The sequence below is a fragment of the Leptolyngbya sp. FACHB-321 genome (assembly GCF_014695975.1).
GTDB lineage: Bacteria > Cyanobacteriota > Cyanobacteriia > Leptolyngbyales > Leptolyngbyaceae > Stenomitos.
In genome coordinates, this window is record NZ_JACJPI010000024.1 from 1 (window position 1) to 26,225 (window position 26,225).

General features: G+C 50.9%; 22 protein-coding genes and 1 pseudogene. 9 read left to right on the forward strand and 14 right to left on the reverse strand.

Features of this window, described 5'->3' with window-relative positions:
• The 5 genes and pseudogenes from H6F76_RS02735 to ilvD all read right to left on the reverse strand — a co-directional run.
• A pseudogene (locus tag H6F76_RS02735) lies at window positions 1-122 on the reverse strand (photosystem II q(b) protein); the annotation flags it as partial.
• A 496-nt stretch (window positions 123-618) separates the two neighbouring features.
• Window positions 619-969 (reverse strand): DUF1815 family protein, encoded by a 351-nt coding sequence (locus tag H6F76_RS02740; RefSeq protein WP_190446824.1) that lies wholly within the window; start codon window positions 967-969, stop codon window positions 619-621.
• Between the two features lie 324 nt (window positions 970-1,293).
• Window positions 1,294-1,506, reverse strand: a complete 213-nt coding sequence (locus H6F76_RS02745) for a DUF2839 domain-containing protein (protein ID WP_190446825.1) — start codon at window positions 1,504-1,506, stop codon at window positions 1,294-1,296.
• 90 nt (window positions 1,507-1,596) lie between these two features.
• The gene (locus H6F76_RS02750) at window positions 1,597-3,174 is read right to left on the reverse strand and encodes an ATP-dependent DNA helicase (protein WP_190505720.1); all 1,578 of its coding nucleotides are present in this window, start codon (window positions 3,172-3,174) and stop codon (window positions 1,597-1,599) included.
• Window positions 3,175-3,817: 643 nt separating this feature from the next.
• Window positions 3,818-5,500: a dihydroxy-acid dehydratase gene (gene ilvD / locus H6F76_RS02755; protein ID WP_190505751.1), complete on the reverse strand. Its 1,683-nt coding sequence runs from the start codon at window positions 5,498-5,500 to the stop codon at window positions 3,818-3,820.
• Between the two features lie 284 nt (window positions 5,501-5,784).
• On the opposite strand from ilvD, the gene H6F76_RS02760 reads away from it, so the two are divergent.
• Window positions 5,785-6,228: a ribonuclease domain-containing protein gene (locus H6F76_RS02760; protein ID WP_190505753.1), complete on the forward strand. Its 444-nt coding sequence runs from the start codon at window positions 5,785-5,787 to the stop codon at window positions 6,226-6,228.
• Window positions 6,225-6,665 (forward strand): barstar family protein, encoded by a 441-nt coding sequence (locus H6F76_RS02765; RefSeq protein ID WP_190505722.1) that lies wholly within the window; start codon window positions 6,225-6,227, stop codon window positions 6,663-6,665. The genes H6F76_RS02760 and H6F76_RS02765 overlap by 4 nt, the downstream gene beginning before the upstream one ends.
• Window positions 6,666-6,708: 43 nt before the next feature.
• Here the strand turns inward: H6F76_RS02765 and H6F76_RS02770 are convergent, their stop codons facing one another.
• Window positions 6,709-7,167: a VOC family protein gene (locus H6F76_RS02770; RefSeq protein WP_190505724.1), complete on the reverse strand. Its 459-nt coding sequence runs from the start codon at window positions 7,165-7,167 to the stop codon at window positions 6,709-6,711.
• Window positions 7,168-7,389: 222 nt separating this feature from the next.
• On the opposite strand from H6F76_RS02770, the gene H6F76_RS02775 reads away from it, so the two are divergent.
• Window positions 7,390-8,229 (forward strand): TIGR00297 family protein, encoded by an 840-nt coding sequence (locus H6F76_RS02775; protein WP_190505726.1) that lies wholly within the window; start codon window positions 7,390-7,392, stop codon window positions 8,227-8,229.
• A 73-nt stretch (window positions 8,230-8,302) separates the two neighbouring features.
• On the opposite strand, the gene H6F76_RS02780 is transcribed toward H6F76_RS02775, so the two are convergent.
• From H6F76_RS02780 to H6F76_RS02790, 3 genes are all read right to left on the reverse strand, one after another.
• Window positions 8,303-9,190: an SDR family oxidoreductase gene (locus tag H6F76_RS02780; RefSeq protein WP_190505728.1), complete on the reverse strand. Its 888-nt coding sequence runs from the start codon at window positions 9,188-9,190 to the stop codon at window positions 8,303-8,305.
• 110 nt (window positions 9,191-9,300) lie between these two features.
• Window positions 9,301-10,128 (reverse strand): exodeoxyribonuclease III, encoded by an 828-nt coding sequence (gene xth, locus H6F76_RS02785; protein ID WP_190505755.1) that lies wholly within the window; start codon window positions 10,126-10,128, stop codon window positions 9,301-9,303.
• A gap of 42 nt (window positions 10,129-10,170) precedes the next feature.
• Window positions 10,171-13,140, reverse strand: a complete 2,970-nt coding sequence (locus tag H6F76_RS02790) for a GAF domain-containing protein (RefSeq protein WP_190505730.1) — start codon at window positions 13,138-13,140, stop codon at window positions 10,171-10,173.
• Window positions 13,141-13,591: 451 nt separating this feature from the next.
• On the opposite strand from H6F76_RS02790, the gene H6F76_RS02795 reads away from it, so the two are divergent.
• The 5 genes from H6F76_RS02795 (at window position 13,592) to H6F76_RS02815 (ending at window position 19,571) form a co-directional block, all read left to right on the forward strand.
• Window positions 13,592-15,367 carry an ABC transporter ATP-binding protein gene (locus H6F76_RS02795; RefSeq protein ID WP_190505732.1) on the forward strand — a complete coding sequence of 592 codons (1,776 nt, stop codon included), beginning with the start codon at window positions 13,592-13,594 and terminating at the stop codon, window positions 15,365-15,367.
• Between the two features lie 208 nt (window positions 15,368-15,575).
• A complete protein-coding gene (locus H6F76_RS02800) occupies window positions 15,576-15,968 on the forward strand; it encodes a MerR family transcriptional regulator (protein WP_347275971.1) in 393 nt (130 codons plus the stop codon).
• 220 nt (window positions 15,969-16,188) lie between these two features.
• Window positions 16,189-16,938, forward strand: a complete 750-nt coding sequence (locus H6F76_RS02805) for an SDR family NAD(P)-dependent oxidoreductase (RefSeq protein WP_190505735.1) — start codon at window positions 16,189-16,191, stop codon at window positions 16,936-16,938.
• A 275-nt stretch (window positions 16,939-17,213) separates the two neighbouring features.
• On the forward strand, window positions 17,214-18,200 hold the full coding sequence (locus tag H6F76_RS02810; RefSeq protein ID WP_190505736.1) for an aldo/keto reductase: 987 nt from the start codon (window positions 17,214-17,216) through the stop codon (window positions 18,198-18,200).
• A 948-nt stretch (window positions 18,201-19,148) separates the two neighbouring features.
• Complete coding sequence (locus H6F76_RS02815; RefSeq protein WP_190505738.1) at window positions 19,149-19,571, forward strand: HHL1-like protein; 423 nt, start codon at window positions 19,149-19,151, stop codon at window positions 19,569-19,571.
• A 638-nt stretch (window positions 19,572-20,209) separates the two neighbouring features.
• On the opposite strand, the gene H6F76_RS02820 is transcribed toward H6F76_RS02815, so the two are convergent.
• From H6F76_RS02820 to H6F76_RS02840, 5 genes are all read right to left on the reverse strand, one after another.
• A complete protein-coding gene (locus H6F76_RS02820) occupies window positions 20,210-21,271 on the reverse strand; it encodes an NAD(P)-dependent alcohol dehydrogenase (RefSeq protein WP_190505740.1) in 1,062 nt (353 codons plus the stop codon).
• A 56-nt stretch (window positions 21,272-21,327) separates the two neighbouring features.
• On the reverse strand, window positions 21,328-22,104 hold the full coding sequence (locus tag H6F76_RS02825; protein WP_190505742.1) for an SDR family oxidoreductase: 777 nt from the start codon (window positions 22,102-22,104) through the stop codon (window positions 21,328-21,330).
• Between the two features lie 23 nt (window positions 22,105-22,127).
• On the reverse strand, window positions 22,128-23,216 hold the full coding sequence (locus H6F76_RS02830; protein WP_190505744.1) for an alpha/beta hydrolase: 1,089 nt from the start codon (window positions 23,214-23,216) through the stop codon (window positions 22,128-22,130).
• Between the two features lie 69 nt (window positions 23,217-23,285).
• Complete coding sequence (locus tag H6F76_RS02835; protein WP_190505745.1) at window positions 23,286-23,810, reverse strand: cyclophilin-like fold protein; 525 nt, start codon at window positions 23,808-23,810, stop codon at window positions 23,286-23,288.
• Window positions 23,810-24,313 carry a cupin domain-containing protein gene (locus tag H6F76_RS02840; protein ID WP_190505747.1) on the reverse strand — a complete coding sequence of 168 codons (504 nt, stop codon included), beginning with the start codon at window positions 24,311-24,313 and terminating at the stop codon, window positions 23,810-23,812. Before H6F76_RS02840 ends, H6F76_RS02835 begins: the two co-directional genes overlap by 1 nt.
• Before the next feature lie 361 nt (window positions 24,314-24,674).
• On the opposite strand from H6F76_RS02840, the gene H6F76_RS02845 reads away from it, so the two are divergent.
• Window positions 24,675-25,637 (forward strand): AraC family transcriptional regulator, encoded by a 963-nt coding sequence (locus H6F76_RS02845; RefSeq protein WP_190505749.1) that lies wholly within the window; start codon window positions 24,675-24,677, stop codon window positions 25,635-25,637.
• The last annotated feature ends 588 nt before the right edge of the window (window positions 25,638-26,225 follow it).

Sequence of the window (26,225 nt, forward strand, 5' to 3'; positions counted from 1 at the left end):
AGGGTGGGGACCATGAGGACGCCGAACCAGCCGACATATAGTCGGTTGTCGGTGCTGGTTACCCAGTTGCAAAACTGCTCCCACACGTTGACGCTCTCGCGTCTCTGTAAGGTCGTAGTCATAGTGGTAATAAGTGCATTGTGTATGAATGTTGGAAGGTTTTTTCAAACCTACACAAGCAATATACCTAAGTTAATGGCTTTTGTAAAGCGATCGTTACAGAGTCTTCAGGTATGAATTTTCTGGTGAGCGCACGGCACATAGAAGTCGTTTCTATCATCGATCGCTTGTGGCTCGACAAGAAGGGCGACCATCAAAGTTTATAAGACTGTTAGGGACAGATCTCTTATAAGAGCAGAATGGGAGAGCTTACAAGTAATCGCTTGTAAGCGCTAAACGTTTATGACTGCTCTGCTAGCGAAACAATCAGCATCAAACAGATTTGTCCTAGTTCAAACTGGAAGACTATCTAACGCTAGACGAAGGCACAGTCGGCTTCAATTAAGCAAAAGCCGACTGTGCTGGATGGAGCGTAAAACTGCACTCGTAAAACTGACACAAACCTAAGTATCTGAAGCGTTGCTTAGTTCTACGTCAATAGTGTTATCAAGAAGCTTCTTAATGGAAGCTTTCAGTCACAACCGCTGGTTGGTATTCAGACGGTTTCACCTTGTACTTAACTAGATTTGCCAGTTCTTGAAGTTGACTGATAGCTTCTGCACCTTCAAGCTTCATCAGTTCGCGATCGTCTCGCATCTCAGTCCAGGTAATACCGTAGTCAGAAACCAGGAAGCGGATCAGGTGATTGTCTGCCAAACTTACCATGAAGGATGCGCTGTTCATCTGCCCACCACAGGTGTAGCAGGACGCTAAATAGCCCTGACGCTCTAGCACGATCGCCAGCGCCTGAAGGTTCATGACGAGATCTTGGACAAATTGACGGTGTTGCTCTGCAAGTCTTAAGAACACAATAGTCCTCCAGTCACCACATTAGAATTCTATACCTTTTTAAGACTTTCTTAAGAATTTCATTTTAGAACGGTGAAGTTTATAATGACGAGTCATCAAACTAGCTGCTTAACCTGTAAAGTCAGTACAGCATTTGCTTCAACGCTAGCTGATTATTTGAAAAAACAGCGTATCAAGAAAGACAGCCGCTAAGATTGAAGGACTCTTAACGCTAGTTAGTTTAACGTCTAAGTTTAGTAGGACTTAGGAAGTGGAAAAAAGTTCCCGCTTCCTAAGTCCTCTTCAAATACTTTAACAAATGCATGGGCAGACTGGTTGGACCGACTAATCTACCTGCCACCAACCAAAGGCGGGTCCAATAATACGAGTTGTAATCCAGATGGCAACCAGTAGCCCAATGCCGATCCATGCACCTTTGGTTGAAAGCTGCACAAACTGGCTTGCCTGCGTTTTAGTAATAGGTAGCCAGGGAAGAATATTTGTCTCTTGACCGTATTTTTCTCCCAGGCTTTCTTTTCTTCGCTTTGCTTCACCCATGACCGCAATAATAAGTGCTTAACTGATCCAATAGTAATAGAAAGGGTGTGATCGAACGGATACAGATTTCTAATTGACGTGTTTGCAACTTTAGTCAAGCACTGAATAATCGGGTTGTGAAAAGAGGTTGGGATCAAGGTAACTGAGCCGAGCGACGGGATGAAGCGCAGCCAATATCTGCTGCCCGTAGTTGCGATGGATGACGCGGCTATCTAGCAAGGCAACCACACCCTGATGGTCACGAATAGGGGCGATCGCGCGCTGTAGTTCTGCAAGTGCTTCTGGCAAGAGGTAAAGGCGGAACCAGTCTTGCCGAAGGTGTTTGTGATAAGCGACTCGTCCAGCTACGAGCGGATTTTCAAGTGAGGGAATGGGAAGGGTGGCGATCGCCAGTAGATGTGGTGCGGGTAAAACGCTTTGATGCTGTTTCCAAAACTCCCAACCTGCTACCAGTACACCGTTATCATCCAGACACGTTCGTTCAACCTGTACTCTTGAACCAAATTCGGATGCCAGGACAGAACCAACCTGAGCTTTCAACGGCACATCATCTACCAACAACACAGTCAAGCCTTGAATGCCTGAACTGACTCTTAGGAGGGAATGCATTTCTCGAATGAGTGCCCACTGAAACTCAGGCGTGTTAGGCATCGGTAGCCTCTCAGGCAAATAAAGTTGGATGACCTCATCCTGACGATCGGGCATAAATTTCAGGCTCGTCAAATCGCCTAGGCCCAACCGTTGCCGATACATCAGTGCGTCAGCATCGATGTCTAGCGCACCGCCAATCAGGATGACAGATTGCTGCGTCCAAAGTGGGGCAAGATCGGTTGCTACTTCAACAGGACCGCAATGCAATGAGAACTGCCCTTGACGACGCGAGATTTCTGCCCAGAGGAGGCGATCGTCTAGCTGAAGCACATCCCTAAAATTACTCCAGGCAGATGGAAGGGCTATTGGCTCGTTCACGTGCTTGGAATGCTGCAAGTCTTGATGCTGTGGCTCTTGACGCTGTAGATCTTGGAAGAGAGCTGCTAACACTTTCTGTTCAAACGGTTCCAGCAGGCAGCACCCATAGGGATTAGCTGGACGTTGAAAGATTGCTTTGGTAAGCTGCACGCGAGCATCACGAATCGTCTCGACATGGTTTGGGCAGGCAAGCATCAATTCATCCCAGTCGGCAGGCTGCACCTGTACTGTGAGTTGGGCAAAAGCCCATGCTTCTAAGTCATCAACGCCGTCAAAAATAGTGGGGATGCCTTGCGGAAACCGTCCTTGCTGGTGCAGGCGATCGCTCAACCAGGATTCTGGTGTAGTCAGCAGTAAGCCCTGGAAGTCTGGGCTAGGGAAGCGATCGCCTGTGCGGATGGCTTTTAAGGTTTGAATGCAGGTGCGTAATTGCGGGATCTCCACCATAAGGAGCCGCTGCTGCACTGCTTCTGTGGCAACCAAAATGACCGGCTCTTGCCACATTAAGATCGGGACTAAATAACTGAGCCTGTAGCGCCCGTGATAGCGAGAGAGTGCATCTGTCTGCATCAACGCACTCCGCCCTAGACGCAGTGCACGCGCTACTAGCCGCGCCATCGTTAAATGGTGAGACCAGTAGGGCTTGCCCTGCTCTCTCAGAAATGCCCGAAGCTGTTGGTGAACTTCTACCTCAATCACAAATCGCAGGCTCTCGCATAGCGGGTGACCTTCATTTTGACACAGATGTTGAGACTGCCTCCTCGTCGGACTGATTCTGCTGCATGAGGTTCAACAGCATGTAGGTACTTCGCTGTTGTAAGAGTTGCGCCAGCTCGTGACTAAGACTTTTTTAAGTAAAGCCTTTTTGCGCTGAGAGGGTATTACACGGCTGAATGTAGTGTTGGGCTGGAAGTGCAATATCCTGACATAAGTCTGGTAAGAGACTATAAAGGGCACTGTCGGGTGCTGCTATAAAAGCTGGTTCATGTCAGAGAACTGCGATAAACCGAACGCGAGCAACCCTGCTCTCAGTTCGGGATTGAAGCATGGCAAAGTGGCAAGCGGTTCCTATAGCAGGATGAAGGATGAGGAATGCATAGACGCCTTTGCTTAAAGGGAGTTTTAGGGTTTATGTCTGTCCTAACGCTCTCTTCGATTGCTATATACCGCTTTGAAGAATAAGCGTGGTAAATCTAGGGACATAGCAGTGCTATGTCCCTAGATTTATCGCATTCTCAGTCGAAAGAGGATGACAAATAAAGCAAAGCCGCTTCGTGACTCCGATACAGTGTGATCTGTATAAAGGGATTTGTTCTTATTGCAGCCTATGTAGAGCCAAACTTTATAGATCTAGATCGGTAACCGCACCAACGCTGCTAGACGAGACGAGTTTGGCATATTTTGCTAGCACTCCAGTTGTATAGCGGGGCTTGGGTGGCTGCCACTGAGCACGACGGCGATCGAGTTCAGCATCTGCAACATTCAACTGCAAGAGACGGGCATGGGCATCAATCGTGATAGAGTCACCTTCCTGCACCAGAGCGATCGTGCCGCCTACGTAGGCTTCAGGGGCAACATGACCCACCACCATACCGTAGGTGCCGCCAGAGAAGCGTCCATCGGTAATCAGTCCTACAGTGTCACCCAACCCAGCACCAATGATGGCAGAAGTGGGAGCCAGCATTTCACGCATTCCGGGTCCGCCTTTGGGTCCTTCGTAGCGGATGACAAGAATATCACCAGCGCTAATTTTGCCTGCCAGGATCGCATTTAGACAAGCTTCTTCTGATTCGAAGACACGAGCGGGTCCTGTGATTTGAGGGTTTTTAACACCCGTGATTTTGGCGACAGCGCCTTCGCTTGCTAGGTTGCCTCGCAGGATCGCCAGGTGTCCTTGGGCATACATCGGCTTGTCCCAGGGGCGAATCACATCCTGGTCAAGGCGAGGTTCGTCAGGAATGTCTTTAAGCAATTCGGCAACGGTTTGTCCCGTAATGGTCAAACAATCACCGTGAAGCAACCCGTGTGCAAGCAGCATTTTCATGACTTGAGGAATGCCGCCTGCTTTATGCAAATCGGTAGCGACATAGCGACCAGACGGCTTGAGATCGCAGAGGACGGGCACTCGACCCCGAATGGTTTCAAAGTCGTCAAGGGTAAGGGATACGTTCGCAGCATGGGCGATCGCCAAAAAGTGCAGCACCGCATTCGTGGAGCCACCGATCGCCATAATGACTGTTATCGCATTCTCAATAGACTTGCGAGTGATAATCTGACGCGGTAGACGCTGATGACGAATGGCATCCAGCAGCGTGATAGCGGATTTCTCAGCACTATCGGCTTTTTCTGCATCTTCTGCCGCCATCGTGGAGGAATACATCAGGCTCATGCCCATTGCTTCAAACGCAGATGACATCGTATTGGCGGTATACATCCCACCACAGGAACCTGCACCCGGACAGGCATTGCGCTCGACTGCCAGCAGTTCTGTCTCAGGAATTTTGCCCGCGCTATACTGCCCAACGGCTTCAAAGGAACTAACGACGGTGAGGTCACAGCCGTTAAAATGTCCGGGCTTAATCGTGCCCCCATAAACGAAGATGGCAGGAATGTTCATCCGTGCCATCGCTAGCATGGCTCCAGGCATATTTTTGTCGCAACCGCCGATCGCTAGCACGCCATCCATACTTTGGGCACTGCATGCTGTTTCGATCGCGTCGGCAATGACTTCCCGCGACACTAGGGAGTACTTCATCCCCTCGGTGCCCATTGAGATGCCATCGCTGACCGTGATGGTGCCAAAGGTTTGAGGCATACCGCCAGCATCACGAATGCCTGCTTCAGCACGCTTTGCCAAAGGTTCAATGCCCATGTTACAGGGCGTAATGGTGCTGTGCCCGCTGGCAATGCCGATGATCGGCTTTGTAAAGTCCTCATCCTTAAAGCCCACCGCCCTCAGCATGGCGCGGTTGGGCGATCGTTGTACGCCCTGTGTAACAACCTGGCTTCTGAGGTTTTCTTGCAACGATGGTGCGGGCGAAGATAGTTCGGACATTCTCGTTCTTCCAGTGAAATGAATGATTAGCTGTCAGCGATCAGCCGTCAGCGATCAGCTATGCGGGTTATAAGCAGAGTTCGGCATCATTGCGTCGGGATTTCTGCCGCTCCTTCTCATTCTCCCAGAACATTGAGCGATTGCGTGAGCGTGAGGTAGGCATGAGGCGTGAAGCTTTGTTGAAGGATAAAGCGATCGCCTGTAGAAAGGGCATCTTAACACCAGCACCCCTTCTTAGTGTCATTAAGCACGCCATGACGTTTAACCAGTGTTTTGTCAAGCGCCTTCTCCGGTTCTTTATCCTCTTTCTAAGCGTCCTGACGCTGATTGGCTTAACAGCCGTCCTGCACGTAGAGGCTCAGCCAGATAGCTTCAGCCAAACTGCACAGAGCCAAACGACGATCGTTGCGCGTGCAGTCTCGATCCCTGTAGTAGCAGCCAATCGCTTGCCACTAGAAGCGCGATCGACCATCAACTTAATTAGGCAAGGCGGACCCTTTCCTTACGCTAAAGATGGCACTGTTTTTCAGAATCGAGAGCGCCGGCTACCGCAAGCAAGGACAGGTTACTACCGGGAATATACAGTTAAAACACCAGGAGTAAGGCATCGCGGTGCACGACGGATCGTTACCGGAGAGGGCAGCGAAATCTACTACACTGGCGATCACTATGCCAGCTTTGTGAGGGTGAAACAGTGATTGATCACTTAATTGCAGTGCTTAATGGCGATCGTAGTCCTGGAGTCTACCAACTCGTCACGCCCATTAACACTGAGGATCTGGTTACTTTAAGCCAGGAACAGGGTGCCCGTTTGTTTTATATCGATGGCACGGCTGTCAAAAGCAAAGCAGATTTTCTACAAGCTGTGGCAAAGGCACTGACGTTTCCAGACTACTTTGGTCACAACTGGGACGCATTGGAAGACTGCCTGACCGATTTGGACTGGCTGACAGACGATCGATTGATCCTGCTGTACGAACAGCCAGAAACGTTTGCTCAACATGCGCCTTCAGAGTGGCTGGTAGCACTGGATATTTTGCGATCGACCGTTGACTACTGGCACACGCACGATCGCTCTTTTTCGGTCTTTATCAAAAGCAGCGGCACTGATCTGGTTGGTTTGGACACGCTGTGAAGAGTTGCGATCGCTAACCGCTGACGCCAGCTTATTTCACAACTTAAGCAGGATTGCTCATTGCTTCAGTCGCGTCACCAATCTGGGTAAAGTCCCTGCTCCCGAAAATGGCATCGGGATGGCGGTAAAACTTGAACTCCATCAGGTTGTAAAACGGGTCTTGCAAAAAGAAGGTGCGGTGCTCCAGTGGCAAGCCTGGAAACCGATGTTTTGCTTGCTGATAAAACGTCAGTTTGTTGTGCTGCGACTTTTCTAGCAACGTTTCCCAATCGGCTTCGGCGGTGAAAATCAACCCAAAATGCCTGGGATAAATCCCTTTTTGTGGCATCAGTGGCTCATGAACGACGTGCGCGACTAGTTGATGACCATAGAGATCGAGAATGACGGACTCTGAGTTTTCGCGCCCCACGCTACAACCCAAACCGTCGGCGTAGAAGGCTTTTGTTTGAGGAATACCGCTAACGGGGAAGGAGAGATGGAAGAGTGGAGATATGGGAGGCATGAGAGCGTTAGGGTCGTGAGAGCAGGGAAGCTTTGTTTTGAGTTTTGAAGGTCGAGTGCTGTACTCGGATGATTGAGATCTAAGGTCAAAAAGCAAAGCTTAGAACTCGGAAGATGGAGCTTGGCACTTGAGGGGTTAAGCGTAAACGTCGAGGGTGAAGTTTAGAGTAGGGACTGCGCGCTAATGCCACAATAAATTTGTTGCACTCCTGGAACCCGGTTGATGCTGCCTCTACTCTCTACACTGTCCCTTTTGCACCTTTTAGCTTTTATCCCTTATCCTTCATCTTTGCTCACTCCCTGGTTCATTGCGGTGGCATTGAATACTGTGCTGCTGGCGATCGTCTGGTTTTTACCAAAAAAGCTGCTTACGTTGGCTGGCATCATCCATGCATGGATCTTGGGTGTACTGGTGTGGGTTTCGTTAGGGTGGCAAGGGTACGCCGTTGTGGTGTTCTATTTTTTGGTGGGATCTGGCATTACGCGGGTAGGTATGGCGCAGAAAGAGGCTGCGGGTATTGCCGAGAAGCGATCGGGCGCACGGGGACCCGAAAATGTGTGGGGATCAGCGTTGACGGGGGCGCTGTGTGCGATCGACAGTTTGCTTGTCCCCTTATTCTTACCTGCTGCTGAGAGTCAGTGGCTTGTACCGTTGTTGCTGTTAGGTTATGTGGCAAGCTTTAGTACCAAACTGGCGGATACCTGCTCTAGCGAAATTGGTAAGGCGTATGGTCAACGCACGTTTTTGATTACGACGCTACAGCCTGTACCGCGCGGAACGGAAGGTGCCGTGAGCTTAGAAGGAACGCTTGCGGGTGTTGCAGCATCAGTCGCGATCGCGCTAGTGGGTTGGGGCGTAGGACTCATTCCTCTCTGGCAGGTCGCCATTTGCGTGGTGGCAGCGTTCATCGGTACGAATGTCGAAAGTGTGATTGGAGCAACGTTGCAAAGCCGCTTTGCCTGGTTAACGAATGAGGTCGTGAATATTCTCAATACACTGATTGGGGCGATCGCGGCGGTGCTGCTGGTTGAAGGGCTACGGATCAGTCAGTTAGTCCTTTAAGGCAATGCTTACGATCGGGCAAAAGTAGCGCAAACCGATGTCGAGCCGCGATCGTCGCCTCTAAAGCTGCTACCTAAACTCCCAAATAGCGTCGCAGAAAGGCTTCCAGCGATTCTAGCTTGAAGTTAAACGTTGATTCTAAATGCGCGGTTTCGGCAGGAGTAGTGAAGAATTCGTTTGCCAGCAAAGTCCGTAAAGTGCCCAGACTAGAGCGCAATTTGGGGTTGAACAACCCGATCGCACTGCGTACTCCATCTACCGCTAATAAGGGTGGGTTTAACAAAAACGGTTCGCGGTTAAAGAGGCGACCAAAAATCTGGGGAATATCCTCTCGCTTGAGAATGTCGGGTCCACCTACTGGAAAGATCTGATTGCGTGCGCCTTCGGTTGAGACAGACTCGATCGCCAGCCGTGCCAAATCATCGGTACTGACGATCGAGGTACGACTCAGTGGATCGCCAATCAGCACATAAACCCCCGTTCGCCGGAACTGCTCTGCCAGAGGCAAGAGGTTGGAGGCAAATCCAGACGGACGCAGAATTGTGTAATTCAAACCACTCGCTTGCAGATGTTTCTCGGCTTCGCGTTTTGCTTTGAAGACGGGCGCATCCTCATAGCCCCGATCGACACCTAGCACTGAGATGAACACAAAATGCTGGACTCCGGCTGCTTTTGCCTGCTCGATGAGTTCAATCGTTGCCTGATAGTCGATCGTTTCAGCATCACCGTTCGACGTTTCACCAGAGCCGTGGGCGCTGATGACATATTGCACGCCCTGGCACGCTTTCTGAAGGTCTCGCTCTCGCTGCAAGTCGCCAATGAAAATGTCAGAGCCGCGATTTTCTAACTCAGAGTAGCGGGCATTGAGGCGCACGAACGATCGTACAGGCATCTCACGCTCTCGCAGCAACCGCACAATGCGACGACCGAGATCTCCGGTGGCTCCAGTAACTAAGAACATGATTAGTTGTTGGTTTTAGGTGATTTGTTGAAATGACCGATGCAGTCTCTAAGGGCGATCGCCCTACTCGTGTTAAACAATTAACAACTAACCACTACTTTTGCAACTGTCTAAAGCTCTACCCAAACGGGCGTGTGGTCGCTGGGTTGTTCAAGCTTACGGGGAGAGGCGTCAATTGTGCAGGCGATCGCTCTCTCGTACAAAGCTGGGGTGAGATAAATGTGATCAATGCGCCAACCAAGATTGCGGCGGAAGGCTGCTGAACGGTAGTCCCACCAGCTAAAGTTGCCGCCTTCTGTAGTGAACTTGCGGAACACATCGGCAAAGCCTAACGCAAGTACTGCCTGTAGCGCTTGTCGTTCTAGATCAGTTGCCATGACCATCTTTTCGCGCCCTGTCGGGTCATGGATGTCGATGTCGTCTAGGGCGATGTTGAAGTCGCCGCAGAGGAGGAGGGAGGATGGCAAGGGGGGAGCAGGGGAAGTCTCCTCTTCTACTCCCTTGCCTCCCAGGTCTCTCAAACGCTGCACGTAGTCTCGCAAGGCTGCTAACCAGCGCAGTTTATACGCATATTTCTCACTGCCAACTGAGGAGCCGTTGGGTACGTACAAGTTAACGATGCGAATACCGTCGAGGGTACCTGCGATGACTCGTTTTTGCCCATCCAGGTCGATCGCCGCTTCACCTAACAGTGGTGCAAAGCCTGTGCTGACATTACTTAGAGGCTCACGACTCAGCATGGCAACACCGTTGTAGCTTTTCTGCCCAGAAATATAGGTGTGGTAGCCAAGGTCGGCGAAGGGCTGGTGCGGAAAGCTCTCATCCATGACTTTCGTTTCTTGCAGGCACAGGACATCAACTGGATTTTCTTGCAACCAGTTAACAATGTGGTTGAGACGGGTACGGATGGAGTTAACGTTCCAGGTAGCAACTTTCATCAATAGGTCAACGCGATCGGCTTCATGAGGATACAGCAATTCTCAACCCAATGACCTGGGAAGCCGCATCACAAAACTGGTCTGCTTGTTAGCACTCTCTACCCAAATAGTGCCCTCCAATCGTTCTACCAGCTTTTTGACTAAAGCTAAACCTAAGCCTGTGCCGCCATGTTTCCAGGGATCGTTATGAGGAATGCGGTAGAACTTGTCGAAGACGCGATCGCGCTCAATCGCGGGAATTTCGACACCAGAGTTTGTAACTGAAAGTTCGATGGGGTGATCGCTAGCAAAGGGATAGCTGTCTAGTTGGTCTGCTACAGGAGTAACCGTACGGGCAAGCACCATAAGCGTTTCATCGCTGGGAGTGTATTTGCACGCATTATGCAAAAGTTCGCTGAGAATGCGTTCTAGGTAGGAGAAGTCGGTTGTTAGCGGAGGTAGATCGGGGGCGATCGAGATCAGTAGCGTCTGCTGTTGAGCTTTTGTCCGTTCGATAAACGGTTCCGCCAGGTACGGGAGCCAGACTTTGAGTTGCATGGTGGAGAGAAACAGCGGCTCTCTGCCGGAGTCGAGTCGAGAGAGATCCAGGAGGTTATTGATGAGTTTAATTTCGCGCTCGCCTTCATCTTTGAGAATTTGAAAATAGCGGCTCACTTTTTGCCAAGAGGCAGAGTCAGGAGAAGATACAGACGCAGCCTGACTAGCGCTCATACTATCGTTTGGCTTGCTAAATAATGTGACTTCGAGCATCTGGGTTGCCATTTTGATATTCGACATGGGTGTCCGCAATTCGTGCGAGACGGTGCTCAAAAAATCATCTTTGAGCTGATTGAGTCGCTCTAACTCAACGACCTGTGCCCGTGCTGCTTGATATAAACGTGACTGCCGAATGGCGATCGCGCACTGGTTGCTTACTTGCTGCACCAGACGAATTTCCATGTCGCTAAAGCAGTAATCTCTAGGGCGAAACAGCCATAAGTCGCCAATGATTTCTAACTGATGATCAGCTTGCTTTGCTGCCACTGCGACCGATTCGATGGCAATGGAAATCGGGCACGCGAGAATGGTGTATTTTGCTTGCACCGCCTGAACTGAGCTGGAAAACTCTGGCAGTGGGCAAAATTGGAGGCATTTCCCTTGGCGGACTTGACTGTAAAGATTTGGCTCACTGGCAAGCGGTATTTGATGTCCCACGCGGGAAGGCAGATCGTAGCAAAGGTGTTCGTGAGTGATGGTGAGGTTTTGCCGTTTAATATCGTAGAGTGCACTGGTACAACCGTTTAGCTGTAAACCGATCGCCAGTTCTCGTACGGCTGTTTGAAAAATCTGGTTTTCATCTAAACTATCGCGGACACTGTCGGTAATGCGTTTAAGCAGCGCTTCATAGGTCAGGGCTTGCTGAAGCTGGTTGATATGTTCCTGAATTTGCTCTTCTAAAACGGTGTTGAACTGCTGCACCTGCTGGAAAAGCTCGGATTGCTGGATGGCGATCGCAAGCTGAGTTGCCAGTTGCGTGAGAAAATCAACTTCCCAGGGCTGCCAGGTTCGTGGTGCTACGCATTGTTGCACTATCAGCAAGCCCCAGATCTGTTCGCCGACTGTAATGGGCAGCATCATACTTGCTCGTACCTGCCGCTGCACGAGAATCTCGACGTAAAACGCCTCTAACCCAGCATCATGAATGTCTGCAATGACGGTTTGTCCTTGCTGCTGCTGCCACTTGAATGCCTCGATCGTCAGACGGGCGTCACGAATGACTTCGCCTTGAAGCGGTTGCCACGGATCGCCGACCGATTCAACGCTGATGACACCCGTTTGATCCGGCTGAAAGCGATAGATCAACGCACGATCGGCGTTTAGTAGTAGCCGTACTTCCTGCACGGTCGTGTTGAGAATGTCATCTAAATGCAACGACTCGCGAATGCGTTGGGCGATCGCGTTGAGTAACTGCTCTCGTTCTGCCTGTTGTTTGGCTGCTTCTTCGGCTTGTTTACGCTCACGCAACAGTGCCTGTTGCTCAGTGGTATCCATGATCAGGGCATAGTAGCCGTGTACTTGCTGCTGGTCATCGACATCGGGTACAAGGATAGCGCGCACATGGCAGCTACCGCGCCATCGATAGGGCAGCTCCATCTCATAGGTAATGGCTTCGCCCTTGAGCGCACGTTCAACCTTGTCTTGAACTAACTGATAGGCGGCTGCGCCAATAATCTCGGATAACTGCTTGCCAAGCATTGCTGCCTGCGATTGTCCAAACCAGGTTTCGTAGGTTTTGTTAACAACCTGAAGGCGCTGGTCGCGATCGACGTACGAAATGCAAACAGGTAGCGCGTCGGTGATCAGTTTCAACCGCTCTTCACTCCGCCGCAGCGCCTCCTCAGTTTGCTTTAAGGCAGTAATGTCTAACAAAACGCCGTCCAGCCAAAGTTCTTTATCGTTGGCATCATAGACAGCATGACCCTGGTCGCTAACCCAGACAACCTGCCCATCGGCTCGAATATTGCGGTACTCCAGAACGAACGGCTGCCTGGCGGCAATGGCAGCACGGATTTCACGGTTCACCCGTACGACATCGTCTGGGTGACAAATTTTGTCAAAACTTTGTGCCCGGTTTTGAATGAAATCAGTTGCTGGATAGCCTGTGAGTTGAGCGATCGCGTCGCTGATGAAGGCGATCGTCCAATCCTCATTAGTAGCAGCACGATACACGGCACCAGGGACATTGTTGACCAGGGTTCTAAACTGCTCTTCTTGCTGGCGCAATCTGGCTTCGTTTTGCTGCTGTGTCTGCAACGTCGCTCGAAGCTGGATATTTTCCTGCCGCAGTCTGGCTTCGCTTTGCTGCTGAGACTGAAGAGCGGCTTGAAGCTGTGCCTTTTCTTGCTGCAATGCGGCTGTACGCTCCTGCACTCTAGCTTCTAGAGCAGTCTCAAGAGCGGCGTCAAATGTCTGCAACGGTATCGCGGCAGCTTTGCCATCTGGTTTTTGCTGTCGTCGCGTCTGCTTGGTCATGACTTTTGCTCTCTAATTGCACAGACGTTTCTGCGATCGATTGACGCCTGTCAAGATAAACCCTTATGCACTAAGCAGTAAGACAAGACGCTATACTTTTGCCGCTCTCGTTTCGTTCTACCAAGACTAGCACTCTAGAGAATCAAACTCTCTGGCTGCTTAGTGCAGAACGGCACCATAATAAAACTCGTAATCAGCGTTGCAGTGGTGCTACTGCACTGTTCAGAATATGCCCAATAGTGATAGGTAAAGAACGGAGCGATCGATTTGAGGTGATTTGGCTACAAGTCATTGCTTGCTCAAGGACGTACACAGCTCAATTTCAGCTATCGTTGTAACCGCTTTGACGACTAAGCACTGATGACACAACGCACTCATTCGACTGTGGCTTGCTTCTAAGGCTGCCTGTACAGCACAACCTATCAATTGCAAATCTTATAGAGGGAATGGCATGAGCATTGGTCCCATTGTGGTTTCGGAGCAAGAGGCAAGCCAGGAACTGCCAACTCTACAACGGTTTTTGCAGTATCTATCGCCTTACCGCAAGGAGCTACCGATCGCGATCGCTCTAGTGATGCTGGGTGCTGCGACGCAGGTGATTGGACCCTTCCTACTTGGCTGGTCGATCGATCATTTAATTGCACAGAAAAATCTAACGGGGTTGCTGTTGCTGTTAGGTCTGTTGGGGCTAGTCTATATCCTCGGCGTGTGGGCAATTCGAGGGCAGATCTGGCGTGTTGGCTCGATTATGCAGCGACTGCTGGCACAGTTGCGACAGGACATTTTTACGAAAATCCAGAGTTTGCCGCTTGGTTTTTTCGATCGCAGCGAAGCCGGAGACTTAATGAGCCGCTTGCTGAATGATGTCAACACTGTGAATCAGGCGTTTGGGCAAACGATCGCGCAAATGCTGGGCAACGTGTTCAGTTTGGTGGGCATTGTGATAGCCATGCTGGCGATCAATTTACAGCTTGGCTTGTTGAGCAATCTCGTTGTGCCGCTGATGATTTTTACCACAGGCTTGTTTGCACGGTGGGCACGCTCTCGCTTTCGAGTCACGCGACAAACGATCGGCGACCTTTCTGCCAAGCTCGAAGAAGATATCGGCAGCGTCCGCGAGGCGCAAGCGTTCAATCGCGTGCAGATGAATATTGAAGAATTTGATCTGCTGAATGCCGCGAATCGCGATGCTAATGTGCAGGCAGTAGCAATTACGGCGGCTTTTTTGCCGTCGATCGACTTTCTTAATACCCTGGCAACCGCTGCTGTACTGGCTTATGGCGGCTATCTGGCTGTTACGGGAGCGGCAACGATCGGTGTGGTGACTGCCTTTTTGCTCTACGTGCAGCAGTTTTTTCGCCCCATTCAAATTCTCAGCCAGTTTTACACGCAGGCGCAATCAGCCTTTGCAGGGTTGGAACGCATCTTTTCACTACTTGACGAACCATCCCAACTGAACGATGCACCAGATGCGATCGAGATGCCGCCGATTCAAGGCGAAGTTACATTTGAGAACGTTTCCTTTGGCTATACGTCGGAAAAACTGGTGATCCATAACGTTAATCTTCAAGCCAAGCCGGGACAAATGATTGCGCTGGTGGGTCCCACAGGTGCAGGCAAAAGCACCTTCATTAACCTGATTCTCCGCTTCTATGATGTGTCTGGTGGCGCGGTCAAAATTGATGGTATTGATGTTCGCAGCGTTACCCAAGCAAGTTTGCGTCGACAAATTGGTATCGTCTTGCAAGACAACATTCTATTTACTGGCACGGTTGCCGAAAATATTGCGTTTGGCGCACCTCACGCCACTCACGCTGCGATCGAAACTGCTGCTCAATTGGCAAATGTGCATGAGTTTATTACTTCACTGCCACAAGGGTATGCCACGCAGCTAGGCGAACGTGGTGCGCCCCTTAGCCAAGGACAGCGGCAGTTAGTTAGCATTGCTCGCGCTGTCTTGATCGATCCTCGGATTTTGATTTTGGATGAGGCAACGAGCAGCATTGACACACGAACGGAAGCATTGGTGCAAGATGCAATCGCTCGTTTGCTGAAAGGACGCACTAGCTTTGTCATTGCCCATCGCCTCAGCACCGTTACCCAAGCCGATCAGGTGGTGGTGGTACAGCAAGGGGAAATTGTCGAACAAGGCACTCATGCTGAACTAGTCGCACGCCAGGGAGTCTACGCGAATTTGTACGCCTTGCAATTGGGCGTGACGAGTTAAGAGGAGAGAGGAATACAGCTTGGCTAACGTCCTATTGCCCAAGCCTACACGTTCACCAAAACCATGATTTTGGATGGAGTTTAAGTAGAGATCTCCGTGTCTGCACCCAATCGCAAGCAGCTAGAGCCGCGATCGTCCTTCCATAAGACTCCTTCAGTAAACTCTTGTCAACTTGACGTTAGCGTTAAGGTTGTGATATAAAGAATGTGTGAATGAACGAATGCGGATTGGTGAATTTTCGGAGCGGGCGGGTGTAACTCCCCGTACGGTGCGTTACTACGAAAGTTTAGGCTTGCTTGGTCCTAGCGAACGAGCGGGTGCAGGCTTTCGTTACTACACTGATGCCGAGTTAGCCATTCTGCAAAAAATCAATATTTATAAGGAATTGGGGTTGAGCCTAGAGGAGATTGCAGTGGTGCTGCCACTCTACACTGAGGACCCAACTGGGGTACAAGGTAAGCGGAAGCTCGTAGAAATCCTCAAGGCACATCTCCAGGAAGCTGATGACAAGGTTGCTTCGTTAAATCAGTTTCGTTCGGAGTTACAAGCAAATATTGATCGTATCCAGCAATGGATCGATGCACAAACAGACAACGAGTAATTTTTTTGGCTAAAATCTAACGTTGACGTCAATGTTATTACTGAGGCATATGGAAACGTCACCAAATTTAGAAAGTTGATCGCCTGGCAGTTGATGCAGGTTTTTCGGCAGCGAAGGAAGTCCTTCAAGGGTGGGATGTAGGCGCTAAGGCACTCAACCACGATCGACCGTTGGTTAGCACGCTCAAAAAACAAAGTATTGATGCAAGGAGGGCTTGAACATGGCTGGTAAATTAACGGGGAAGGTGGCGATCGTTACAGGAGCCTCATCGGGGATTGGTGAAGCAACGGCGATCGCGTTGGCGGCTGAGGGTGCAACGGTAGCGATCGCAGCCCGTAGAAGCAATCGGTTAAAGGATCTTGCCAAGCGCATTACAGAGACAGGCGGGCAGGTTTTGTCTATTACTGCTGATGTGTCGGATGAGGATCAGGTCAATGTCATGGTGCAAAAGACGCAGGCAGAATTTGGCAGAGTTGATATTCTCGTCAATAATGCGGGTGTGATGCTGCTCAGCATGATTGATGGTGCCAATACCGAAGACTGGCGACGGATGATGAACCTCAACGTGCTGGGGCTAATGTATGCCACCCACAAGGTTCTGCCGTTAATGAAGGCGCAGGGCGAGGGACATATTGTGAATATCTCATCCGTTGCTGGTCGGGTTGCCAATGCCGGATCGGGAGTTTACAACGCATCTAAGTGGGCAGTGGGTGCGTTCTCGGAAGCGCTGCGGAAAGAAGCGTACCAGGATAATATCCGCGTCACCATTATTGAACCGGGACTCGTGGCAACGGAGTTGCCGCAGCACGTTACCGATCCAAAAGCGAGAGCGACCACTGCGAGTTTCTATGGCTCAGTCAAAAATCTGGAAAGCGAAGATATTGCAGCCGCGATCGTCTATGCCGTCACGCAGCCACCTCGCGTCAATGTGAACGAAATTCTGATTCGCCCGACGGAGCAGGAACGGTGAGGTTAGCAAGCAGCGATCAGCCAATGAATTGATGTGATAGGCTACCGTCCCAGCATGCTGGAATATATCTTCCTAACGTTCATCCAGCAACCATTCCAATCCCAGACAGCAGCTCGTTCATGAGTGAAATTTTCCAAGTAATGCCTTTGTCAGTAACAGGAATTGATGACCGTTAAGTGCCGGAGGCGTTGCGAGCACCCTCTGAAAGTCATGTCTCAATCGATCGCAATGATTGAGATCAACGCAACCGTAAACCATAACCAGGAAATGCTTTCATGAAAACGAAAAAACTTGGCAATCAAGGCTTAATAGTTTCGGAACTGGGACTCGGCTGCATGGGTATGTCTGAGTTCTATGCTGGGCGCGATGAGGAAGAGTCGATCGCCACGCTCCATCGCGCTCTAGAACTGGGTGTCACCTTTCTTGATACTGCTGATATGTATGGTCCGTTCACCAATGAGAAATTGATCGGTCAGGCAATCAATGATCGCCGCGATCAGGTGATTTTAGCAACGAAATTTGGCAACATGCGATCGGAAGACGGCGGCTTTCTCGGTGTCAGTGGTACGCCTGAGTATGTGCGTCAAGCCTGTGATGCCTCGTTAAAGCGCTTAGGTGTGGATGTCATTGACCTCTACTACCAGCATCGCGTTGACCCCAATGTGCCGATCGAAGATACGGTAGGCGCAATGGCAGAGCTAGTGCAGCAGGGCAAAGTTCGCTATTTAGGACTTTCAGAAGCGGCTCCGGCAACCATTCGACGCGCGCAGGCTGTGCATCCCATCAGCGCTTTGCAGACTGAATATTCTCTCTGGAGCCGTGACCCAGAAGACGAAATTTTGCCAACGTTGCGTGAACTGGGCATTGGCTTTGTGCCTTACAGCCCCCTGGGTCGTGGCTTTCTGTCTGGACAGTTTACCAAGCCTGAAGATCTGCCTGCTGACGACTATCGCCGCCATTCGCCACGCTTCCAGGGCGACAATTTTTACAAGAACCTGGAATTAGTGGATAAAGTAACGACGATCGCCACCCAAAAAGGCGTAACGCCCAGCCAGCTTGCCCTTGCATGGCTCCTTGCTCAAGGAGACGATATTGTGCCTATTCCTGGTACAAAGCGCCGCAAATACCTGGAAGAAAATGTTGCTGCCACTGAGATTACGCTGACACCAGATGAATTGAGCCAGATCGAGGCTGCTGCGCCAAAGGGTAGTGCTGCTGGCGAGCGCTATCCTGCTCAACATATGAGTGCTGTGAATCGTTAAGGTAGCGTCGGCAAGCAATGCATCGAGGCTGCTGCGCCAAAGGGTAGTGCTGCTGGCGAGCGCTATCCTGCTCAACATATGAGTGCTGTGAATCGTTAAGGTAGCGTCGGCAAGCAATGCGATGTTATTGATAGCGTTGCACCAGTAAAACAAAGGCAGAAAAAGCGTCTCTTCGGCTTTCTAACGATCGTCCAAAGAGGCGCTTTGTGCAGAAAAAATTTTGCAGGAGACTACTCCTCTCATTTTAAGACTGCGAGACTTAAATTGAGTCTCACACTAAGTCTTAAAATGTGCGGACAAGACAAATGTTGTCTTGTTTAAGACTAAGGAAGTAAGAATGAGACTTATGGTAAGTCTCATGATGAAAAAGTGATACTAGCATTAAGTGCGATCGCTATACTCATACCTTAAACAGAGCGATCGACTGTAACTTTCCTAGCTTGAAGTAGCAAGAGACGTATTCATCTCGTTTAAGACAAATGGACTTAATTTAAGACTTAAAGTAAGACTTGTTTGAGATAACGAGACACAATGCATTCGTCTCATATAAGATAGCTAGTTTCAACGCGAGACACGGATAAAGAATCAACTGTCTTATTTGAGACAGTAAATGAAATGCTCTTGTCTTGTTTGAGAAAGCTGGACTTACGTCAAGACTTGAAATGAGTCTCAACTATCTTAAATGAGACAAAGCGCAAGATTCTTTTGATCTCGCTTGAGATAGCTGGATTCAGAATGAGACTTAAATTGAGACTCATTAATTTGTTTGAGACAGAACATGGCTGCGAGGGCAGCAACTTAGCGCTGCAATATCTAACGCTACTAGCAAGATCTCACTGTATAAGGAACTTTACTGACCCAGCAGTCAGCAAGGAACATGCATTGAGTCAGCAAAAATATTTCTTAAAATAAAGTAAACTTTTCTTAAGAAAGCAAAAAAGGCTGAATATGACAGACAAGCTTGGTTTTGGTAAAGCGCAGGCGAAACCCAACGTCTCGAAGCGGGCGGCAGTCCGCACTGAGGCGGTCAAGCGATACGACAAAATGAAGGCTGAGGGTATTCCAGATTTTGAGGTGTACATTCGCATTCAAGGTAAAAAGGCGTGGTATCCAGTAGGGTCAATTGCCGTAAAGCGATCGGATCAAATTAACCGAGCGATTTTTGATAGCCAGGATAATTTGCTGCAAGGTGCGTTTCGGCTCTTTCCAATACTGCGAAAACACCAAACCCAGCTAGAGTATGGCTATCGGCTCAAAGAGTTTCAGGATGAGCCGATCCAGTTAGCAGTTCCTCCCAAAGCGAAAACAACGCTTCAGGGTACACTTACCCAGGTGAAGGAGCGCTTTGCCTCTTTGCTCAAGCGTGGCTAACTTGACGATAAGTCTTACATGAGACTCTTGTCGTCATATTGAGACTCAAATCGAGTCTCATGCGAGAATAGGAGAAAGGTTTAGTAGCTAGGGTTAGGTAATTCCCTGACTAAGGTGTCACGTTTTCTGTCCGGTACGAAAGCTTTAGGGGTGTGTGGTTGGCTTAAGTGAAAGCAGCCATAACATTCAGCTTGGTTAGCAGTTCTTCTTAATGGTGTCTGGTAAACGCGATCGCTCCGTCCCCAAAAACTGCCCTGAAATCTAGTCCAATTCTAGTCCAGTTACTCTTTTTTGAATTTTGCTTTATCTCTGAAAGTCGCTACTCAAAAGCTTTCTAGCCTTACAGGTAGATTTTGGTTAGTTGCTGTATACGCAACGGAGCAAGAAGGGGGAAAGGCAAAACTGCAGCTGTATAAGGCTTTTAGCAATTGTGCCAGTTGGCGGCTAGTCCAGCACCGGCAGCACCAGTTAATCGTTAACAACGCTTATCAATGGGGTTAAATGAGTAGTCGTACAGGAAACCACGCTGTGCGACTACTCATTTAACACCGTTTGAGCGTTTTTATAATTGCAGTTAATTCTGGTTTGAAACTGTCTTGATTGCAGGTTTGACGGTTGATGATTGCAGGTCGCTACAGTTATTCAGCTTTCAGAGATGCCATATCAATCACGAAGCGGTATTTCACATCGGACTTGAGCAGCCTTTCGTACGCTTCGTTGACTTCTTGGATGGGAATGACTTCCACATCGGCAGTGATATTGTGTTCACCGCAAAAATCGAGCATTTCCTGGGTTTCGGCGATGCCGCCAATGCTGGAGCCGGAGAGACTACGGCGCGCCATGATCAGGCTGAAGGCTGCGACCTCCAAGGGCTTCTCGGGTGCACCGACTAAGGTGATGTTGCCATCGAGGCTGAGCAGGTTGAGATAGGCATTAATGTCGTGTTTGGCAGAGACCGTGTCGAGGATGAAATCGAAGCTACCAGCGTGCTGCTGCATCTCGTCAGCATTGTGGGAGACAACGACTTCGTCGGCACCCAGGCGCAGGGCGTCTTCCGTCTTATCGGGGGACGTGGTAAAGACGACGACGTGTGCGCCCATCGTATGAGCTAACTTCACGCCCATGTGCCCCAAGCCGCCCAGACCGACAACGCCTACTTTCTTACCCTCGGTGACGCCCCAGTGACGGAGTGGCGAATAAGTGGTGATGCCGGCACACAGGAGTGGTGCCACTCCAGCCGGATCGAGGTTAGAAGGGACGCGCAGCACGAAGCGTTGATCGACAACGATGCTATCCGAGTAGCCACCGTAGGTAACTGGAGCGGTCTGGTGCTTGTCTGGGGAGTTGTAGGTGAAGATCACACTTGAGCAAAACTGCTCAAGACCCGCTTTGCAACGGGGGCAGCCCCAGTCTGAGTCGACCATGCAGCCGACTCCCACTAAATCGCCGGACTTGAACTTGGTCACGGCTGCACCGACTTGAGTGACCCGACCGACAATTTCATGACCAGGGACAATGGGATAGGTTGTGGACATGAAATCGCTCCATTCATTACGCACTGAATGGAGGTCAGAGTGGCAGATGCCGCAGAAGAGGATCTCAATCTGCACATCGTTCTCGGTTGGATCGCGCCGCTTGATCGTAGCGGATGCCAATGGTGATGTGGCACTAGCTGCGGCATAAGCTTTGGTTTTGTACATGGATTGATGCTCCTAGTTGTTGACGTTGAATCTTTGAACGATTGGGTTAGCGACGATCACTGCACCGTTTGACCGCCATCGATGACCAAGGCATGTCCAACGACGAAGGCAGCCGCGTCTGAGCACAGCCAGAGGACTGCCGCCGCAATCTCCTCAGGCGTGCCCATCCGTCCAACCGGCTCCTCCGCAATCACCTGCGCCCGCCCTTCGTCCGTGCCACCAGTGAAGCGACCCATCATGGGGGTGTCGATGTAGCCGGGACAGACAGCGTTGACACGGATGTTCTGCGACGCATAGTCGAGCGCCGCTGCTTTGGTCAGTCCAATCACGCCATGTTTCGCGGCGGTGTACGCGGGGCTACCCTTGATGCCGATGATGCCCGCACCCGAGGACGTGTTGACGATCGCGCCACGTCCCTGCTTGAGGATCAGCGGGATCTCGTGCTTCATGCACAGGAAAACGCCCCGGAGGTCAATGTCGATAATCCGGTTCCACTCCTCCTCCTCGTACTCTGCAACCGGAGCTGCCTGCTTCGGCTCGATGCCCGCATTGTTAAAGGCGAAGTCCAGCCGCCCAAACGCCTCAATGGTCTGATCCAGCGCCGCCTTCACATCCTCAGCCCGCGTCACATCGCACTTGACAGCGAGCGCCTGTCCACCTAGCTCCTCGATCAGGCGTGCCGTTTCTTGATTGCTCGGTTCTGAAACATCAGCAACCACCACGCTGGCACCCTCACGGGCAAACGCCAATGCCGTCGCTCGACCGATGCCGCTTGCTGCTCCGGTCACAAACGCAACCTTGCCGCTGTAGCTGCCATTCTCGTTCGTTGTCATTTTTTACTCCTTGCGTTGTTCGCTTATCGACTGAGATGCTGATTGAAAAAGGCTGTGAGCTTGTCAAAGGGGATCAGGTTCACCCGATCGTACAAATCGACGTGTCCCGTATTCGGCACCCGGACGATCTCTTTCGGCTCGACAGCGCGGTTGTAAGCGTCCTCGCTGAACTCCCGGGAGTGGGCCTCGGTGCCAGTGACAAAGAGCAGCGGACGACCGATCTCCTCGATCCTTTCCAGCGGGTAATAGTTCATGAACCGTACGACGCTGGTCATCGTCGGCTTCGTCGTCCGCTCCGGAGACGAGCCTTTCGGTGTGAACGCCCCCCGAGGAGTCCGGTAGAAGTCAAAGAACTCGCGCTGAACCGGGTCGGTGCTCTCCGTCAGTTCGTTCGTGGTTCCACCCACGTAGGCAGTCTCGCCGCCCGTGAACTCCACGTAACGCTGCGCCGCCGCTGCCGCGATCATCTGCTTCCTTTGCTCGGCAGTCACCGACTTTCTAAGCCCGTTGCGAGCCGCCGCTCCCATGTCGTACATGCTCACCGTCGCGACGACTTTGATGCGGGAGTCGAGCTTGGCGGCGCTGATGACGAAGCTGGCGCTGCCGCAGATGCCGAGACCGCCGATCCGCTCCCGATCAACGAAGGGACGGGTGCCCAGAAAGTCCACCGCCGCACTGAAGTCCTCGGCATAAAGCTCTGGCGCGATAAGGTTTCGCGGACTCCCCTCGCTCTCGCCCCAAAACGACAGGTCAATGGCTAAGGTGACGAATCCTTGTTCAGCCAGTTTTTGGGCATACAGATTTGAGCTTTGTTCTTTGACTGCGCCCATGGGGTGCCCGACAATGATGGCTGGATGCTTAACGTTCTGCTTTAAGGTTTTGGGAAGGAAGAGATTTCCGACAACCTGCATGTCGTATTGGTTTTTGAACGTAACCCTTTGCATGGTCACCTGGTCGCTCTTGTAGAAGTTGTCTGCCCCCTCGACCACAGCGGACTGTTGCACGGGTGCTTGGGCACTCTCGCGCGAGACGGGTGTTTTGTTGATCGCAAAGGCCGCCGTTGTGCAGATTGCACTCATCAAGAAGGTTGGTATTAAAACGCGGTGTTTCATTGAGTTCTCCATCTGTGTGGGTTGATCTAGTGGGTTAACTTCGGTTCGGCTCGTGACGCACTGACGCTTCTATTGCATTCGCCCGATTGTCACGTCTATAGCGCCAGGCACATTCAATGCCTCGATGTCACCATCGATTTTTCCGAGGATCACGAGTCCGCTTGAGTATTCAAAATCTCGGTAATAGATCGCCAAATTTCCCCAGGGAGCGTAATACGCAATATCTCCAACAGACGGGTCACTGCCTGGGGGTGCATCTTCTGTCGATAATTTTCTGGGTAGATTGCTGATTTTTTCGGTTCCTGCGTGATCTTCTAACGTCAGCGTTAAGGGCAGCAGGGAAACAAAATCCTGAGTAGTTTTGCTATCAATCAAAGTGGCTGTCACAACTTTGTCTCCGACCTTGATGTTTATCTTCATACTGTTTGCCTGCTCGGTTGATCTTTCAGTTGCTATCTTTGATGGGGTGCTGATGGTCATACTGTTATCAGCACGGCAGGCTGAGCCACTCAGGGACATCAATAGGGCGAGAACCAAAATCAGCCTTCTTTTCTGACAATTTTTTCCCTTAATGGCACGCCCTCTCAAAAGCATTAAGATCTTCCTCTGTACTGCTCGTCACTGACCGGTTCCAGCCAGTCCACGACCTTGCCGTCGAGTTGTTCGTGAATGGCAATATGGGTCATGGCTGTAGTGGCTGTAGCGCCGTGCCAGTGCTTTACACCTGGTGGAATCCAGACGACATCACCAGGTCTGATCGCCTGCACTTGACCGCCCCATTGCTGCACCCAACCACCTCCAGCCGTCACGATGAGGGTTTGCCCTAGGGGATGGGTATGCCACGCTGTGCGCGCACCAGGCTTGAAGGTGACACTTGCGCCAGAGGCGCGTGATGGATCGTGCACCGGAAAAAGAGGGTTGATGCGGACAGAACCCGTGAAAAAGTCGGCCGATCCTTCAGTGGAGGGCTGCGAACCGTTCCGCGTGATTTCCACCGTTTGTGCGCGATCGCCAGGTGAGCCTTGTGTCTGCCCTGCCTGCGCGAACCCTAGAGCCAATAAGGAAAAGGCCAGGACCGGTAGCGTGAGTCGTTTCATTTTTGTTCCTTCATAGTTGTGCTATGTCATGCCAAGCTTGCCCACAGCGACCGATGCCTGCTGTGGCTTTGATGATGCTTCTCGTGCAATTGCAAGAAGCGCTTCACTAAATAAACCTGAGTGTTCTCTTGAAGAGAAATCCAGACGCTTACCAGCAGCCGGAATCACGTTTCATTGCTTTAATCTCATTCTAGGAAGTCTGTCAGGCAAGCAATAGAACGATTGTCTAGGATGGTTGTACAATCCTGCAAATTTGCACCAATGACGATTCCAGCCACGCTAAATTCTTATACAGGCTTAACTGCCAAACCCTTGTCTTTACCTTGATGTGTCTATAAATCGCTTTGAACGGGTATCAGAAATGAACGCTGCAAGCATGAGTGAAGAGTCCAGTAGAGCTTTGATGAATGACCTTCAGACAAAGCGCGAGGCAGACCGAGCGCAAGCCAACCGAGCGGAACTAGCGGAGCGCATGGCCCAAGCGATGCGTCAAGATGGAACGATCGAGCTGCTGAAAGGATTACATTTCTATCGCACCTCCTCTCCTTCCGAGTGCCTGCATAGTGTTTCAATTCCGGCCTTTTGTGTGATTGCCCAAGGCAGCAAAGAAGTCTTGCTGGGCAGCGATCGCTATCAGTACGACCCCATGCACTATCTGCTGGGGACAGTCGCACTGCCGATTGCCAGCCGCATTCTCGAAGCAACCCAGGCAAAACCGTACCTGGGCCTTCGTCTCGATCTCGACCCGACCCTCGTTGGTTCGGTCATGGTGGAGGCCGGCTATCCTTCAGCCCCAAGGGGGGCTAGTGTCAAAGCGATCGATGTCAGCCCATTAGATGCAAATTTGTTAGATGCTGTCGTGCGGCTCGTCAGGCTGATCGATGCCCCGGCTGAAGCGCCTGTGCTCACACCCCTGATTAAGCGAGAAATCATTTATCGACTCCTTATGGGAGAGCAAGGTGCTCGGCTGCGTCAGCTTGCTGTTCTCGGTGGCTATACGCACCACATTGCCAAAGCCGTCGATCGACTGCGTCAAGACTTTAACCAACCGCTGCGGATTGAAGACGTTGCCCGAGAGTTGGACATGAGTGTCTCAGGCTTTCATCATCATTTCAAGTCTGTCACTGCCATGAGTCCCTTGCAGTTTCAGAAGCAACTGCGGCTCCAGGAAGCGCGTCGTCTGATGCTGGGAGAAAACCTGGACGCTAGCAGTGCGGCCTACCGAGTGGGGTATGACGATGCCTCGCACTTCAACCGGGAGTACAAGCGGCTCTTTGGTGCGCCCCCCATGCGCGATGTGGAGCAACTGCGAGCCACTGCTTAACTGAGGTGATGGCAGCATCGCTCCTACGAGGGGCAATGAGGCTGAAACCATTACAGAGAGAACGATTCAGCTTAGTTTTTTAGACTAATGCTTGCGGTATGCCTTAATTTGCCTCTAGCAAGCAACGCATTGACCCTATTTCAGGCTGCAACCTTGGCTCATTGCCCCTCGAAGCGCGTCCAGCGCAATGGCCTTCAGCCACGCTCGTCACACTGCTAACCCCTTTGAACGGTCAACCAGCTCCAGATCATCGCCTCAAAGTTTGGCTCATGTCGCCCATGAAGGCTCTTTCAGTCACCTTCATGGGCGCTGGCAGGCTGCAATGAATGGCAGGCAACACGAGGCTTTTCAGCTTTGGACTGATTTTGGACTTCATCACCATTCGGTTATAGTCTGTAACCCCGATGCTTTCGTGGCAACTAACAGCTATGCATAAGCTGAACTATCGATTCTGTCGTTGGTGAGTTGCGGGTTCTGCAACGGTGCAGACAAAAGAGAGAGGATGGTGTTAAACCCCGGAATAAGCTAGTTCTATAGATTGGAGGATTACCTCCTTTAATTGCTTTGCCTTTTCAACTAACTCTTTCT

Excerpts from the sequence above, each read along its gene's own strand:
- H6F76_RS02745 (WP_190446825.1), bottom strand. The coding sequence starts at position 1,506 with ATGGGTGAAGCAAAGCGAAGAAAAGAAAGCCTGGGAGAAAAATACGGT.
- H6F76_RS02760 (WP_190505753.1), top strand. The coding sequence starts at position 5,785 with ATGACGTTTAACCAGTGTTTTGTCAAGCGCCTTCTCCGGTTCTTTATC.
- H6F76_RS02770 (WP_190505724.1), bottom strand. The coding sequence starts at position 7,167 with ATGCCTCCCATATCTCCACTCTTCCATCTCTCCTTCCCCGTTAGCGGT.
- H6F76_RS02775 (WP_190505726.1), top strand. The coding sequence starts at position 7,390 with ATGCTGCCTCTACTCTCTACACTGTCCCTTTTGCACCTTTTAGCTTTT.
- H6F76_RS02780 (WP_190505728.1), bottom strand. The coding sequence starts at position 9,190 with ATGTTCTTAGTTACTGGAGCCACCGGAGATCTCGGTCGTCGCATTGTG.
- xth (WP_190505755.1), bottom strand. The coding sequence starts at position 10,128 with ATGAAAGTTGCTACCTGGAACGTTAACTCCATCCGTACCCGTCTCAAC.
- H6F76_RS02790 (WP_190505730.1), bottom strand. The coding sequence starts at position 13,140 with ATGACCAAGCAGACGCGACGACAGCAAAAACCAGATGGCAAAGCTGCC.
- H6F76_RS02795 (WP_190505732.1), top strand. The coding sequence starts at position 13,592 with ATGAGCATTGGTCCCATTGTGGTTTCGGAGCAAGAGGCAAGCCAGGAA.
- H6F76_RS02805 (WP_190505735.1), top strand. The coding sequence starts at position 16,189 with ATGGCTGGTAAATTAACGGGGAAGGTGGCGATCGTTACAGGAGCCTCA.
- H6F76_RS02810 (WP_190505736.1), top strand. The coding sequence starts at position 17,214 with ATGAAAACGAAAAAACTTGGCAATCAAGGCTTAATAGTTTCGGAACTG.
- H6F76_RS02815 (WP_190505738.1), top strand. The coding sequence starts at position 19,149 with ATGACAGACAAGCTTGGTTTTGGTAAAGCGCAGGCGAAACCCAACGTC.
- H6F76_RS02820 (WP_190505740.1), bottom strand. The coding sequence starts at position 21,271 with ATGTACAAAACCAAAGCTTATGCCGCAGCTAGTGCCACATCACCATTG.
- H6F76_RS02825 (WP_190505742.1), bottom strand. The coding sequence starts at position 22,104 with ATGACAACGAACGAGAATGGCAGCTACAGCGGCAAGGTTGCGTTTGTG.
- H6F76_RS02830 (WP_190505744.1), bottom strand. The coding sequence starts at position 23,216 with ATGAAACACCGCGTTTTAATACCAACCTTCTTGATGAGTGCAATCTGC.
- H6F76_RS02835 (WP_190505745.1), bottom strand. The coding sequence starts at position 23,810 with ATGCTTTTGAGAGGGCGTGCCATTAAGGGAAAAAATTGTCAGAAAAGA.
- H6F76_RS02840 (WP_190505747.1), bottom strand. The coding sequence starts at position 24,313 with ATGAAACGACTCACGCTACCGGTCCTGGCCTTTTCCTTATTGGCTCTA.
- H6F76_RS02845 (WP_190505749.1), top strand. The coding sequence starts at position 24,675 with ATGAACGCTGCAAGCATGAGTGAAGAGTCCAGTAGAGCTTTGATGAAT.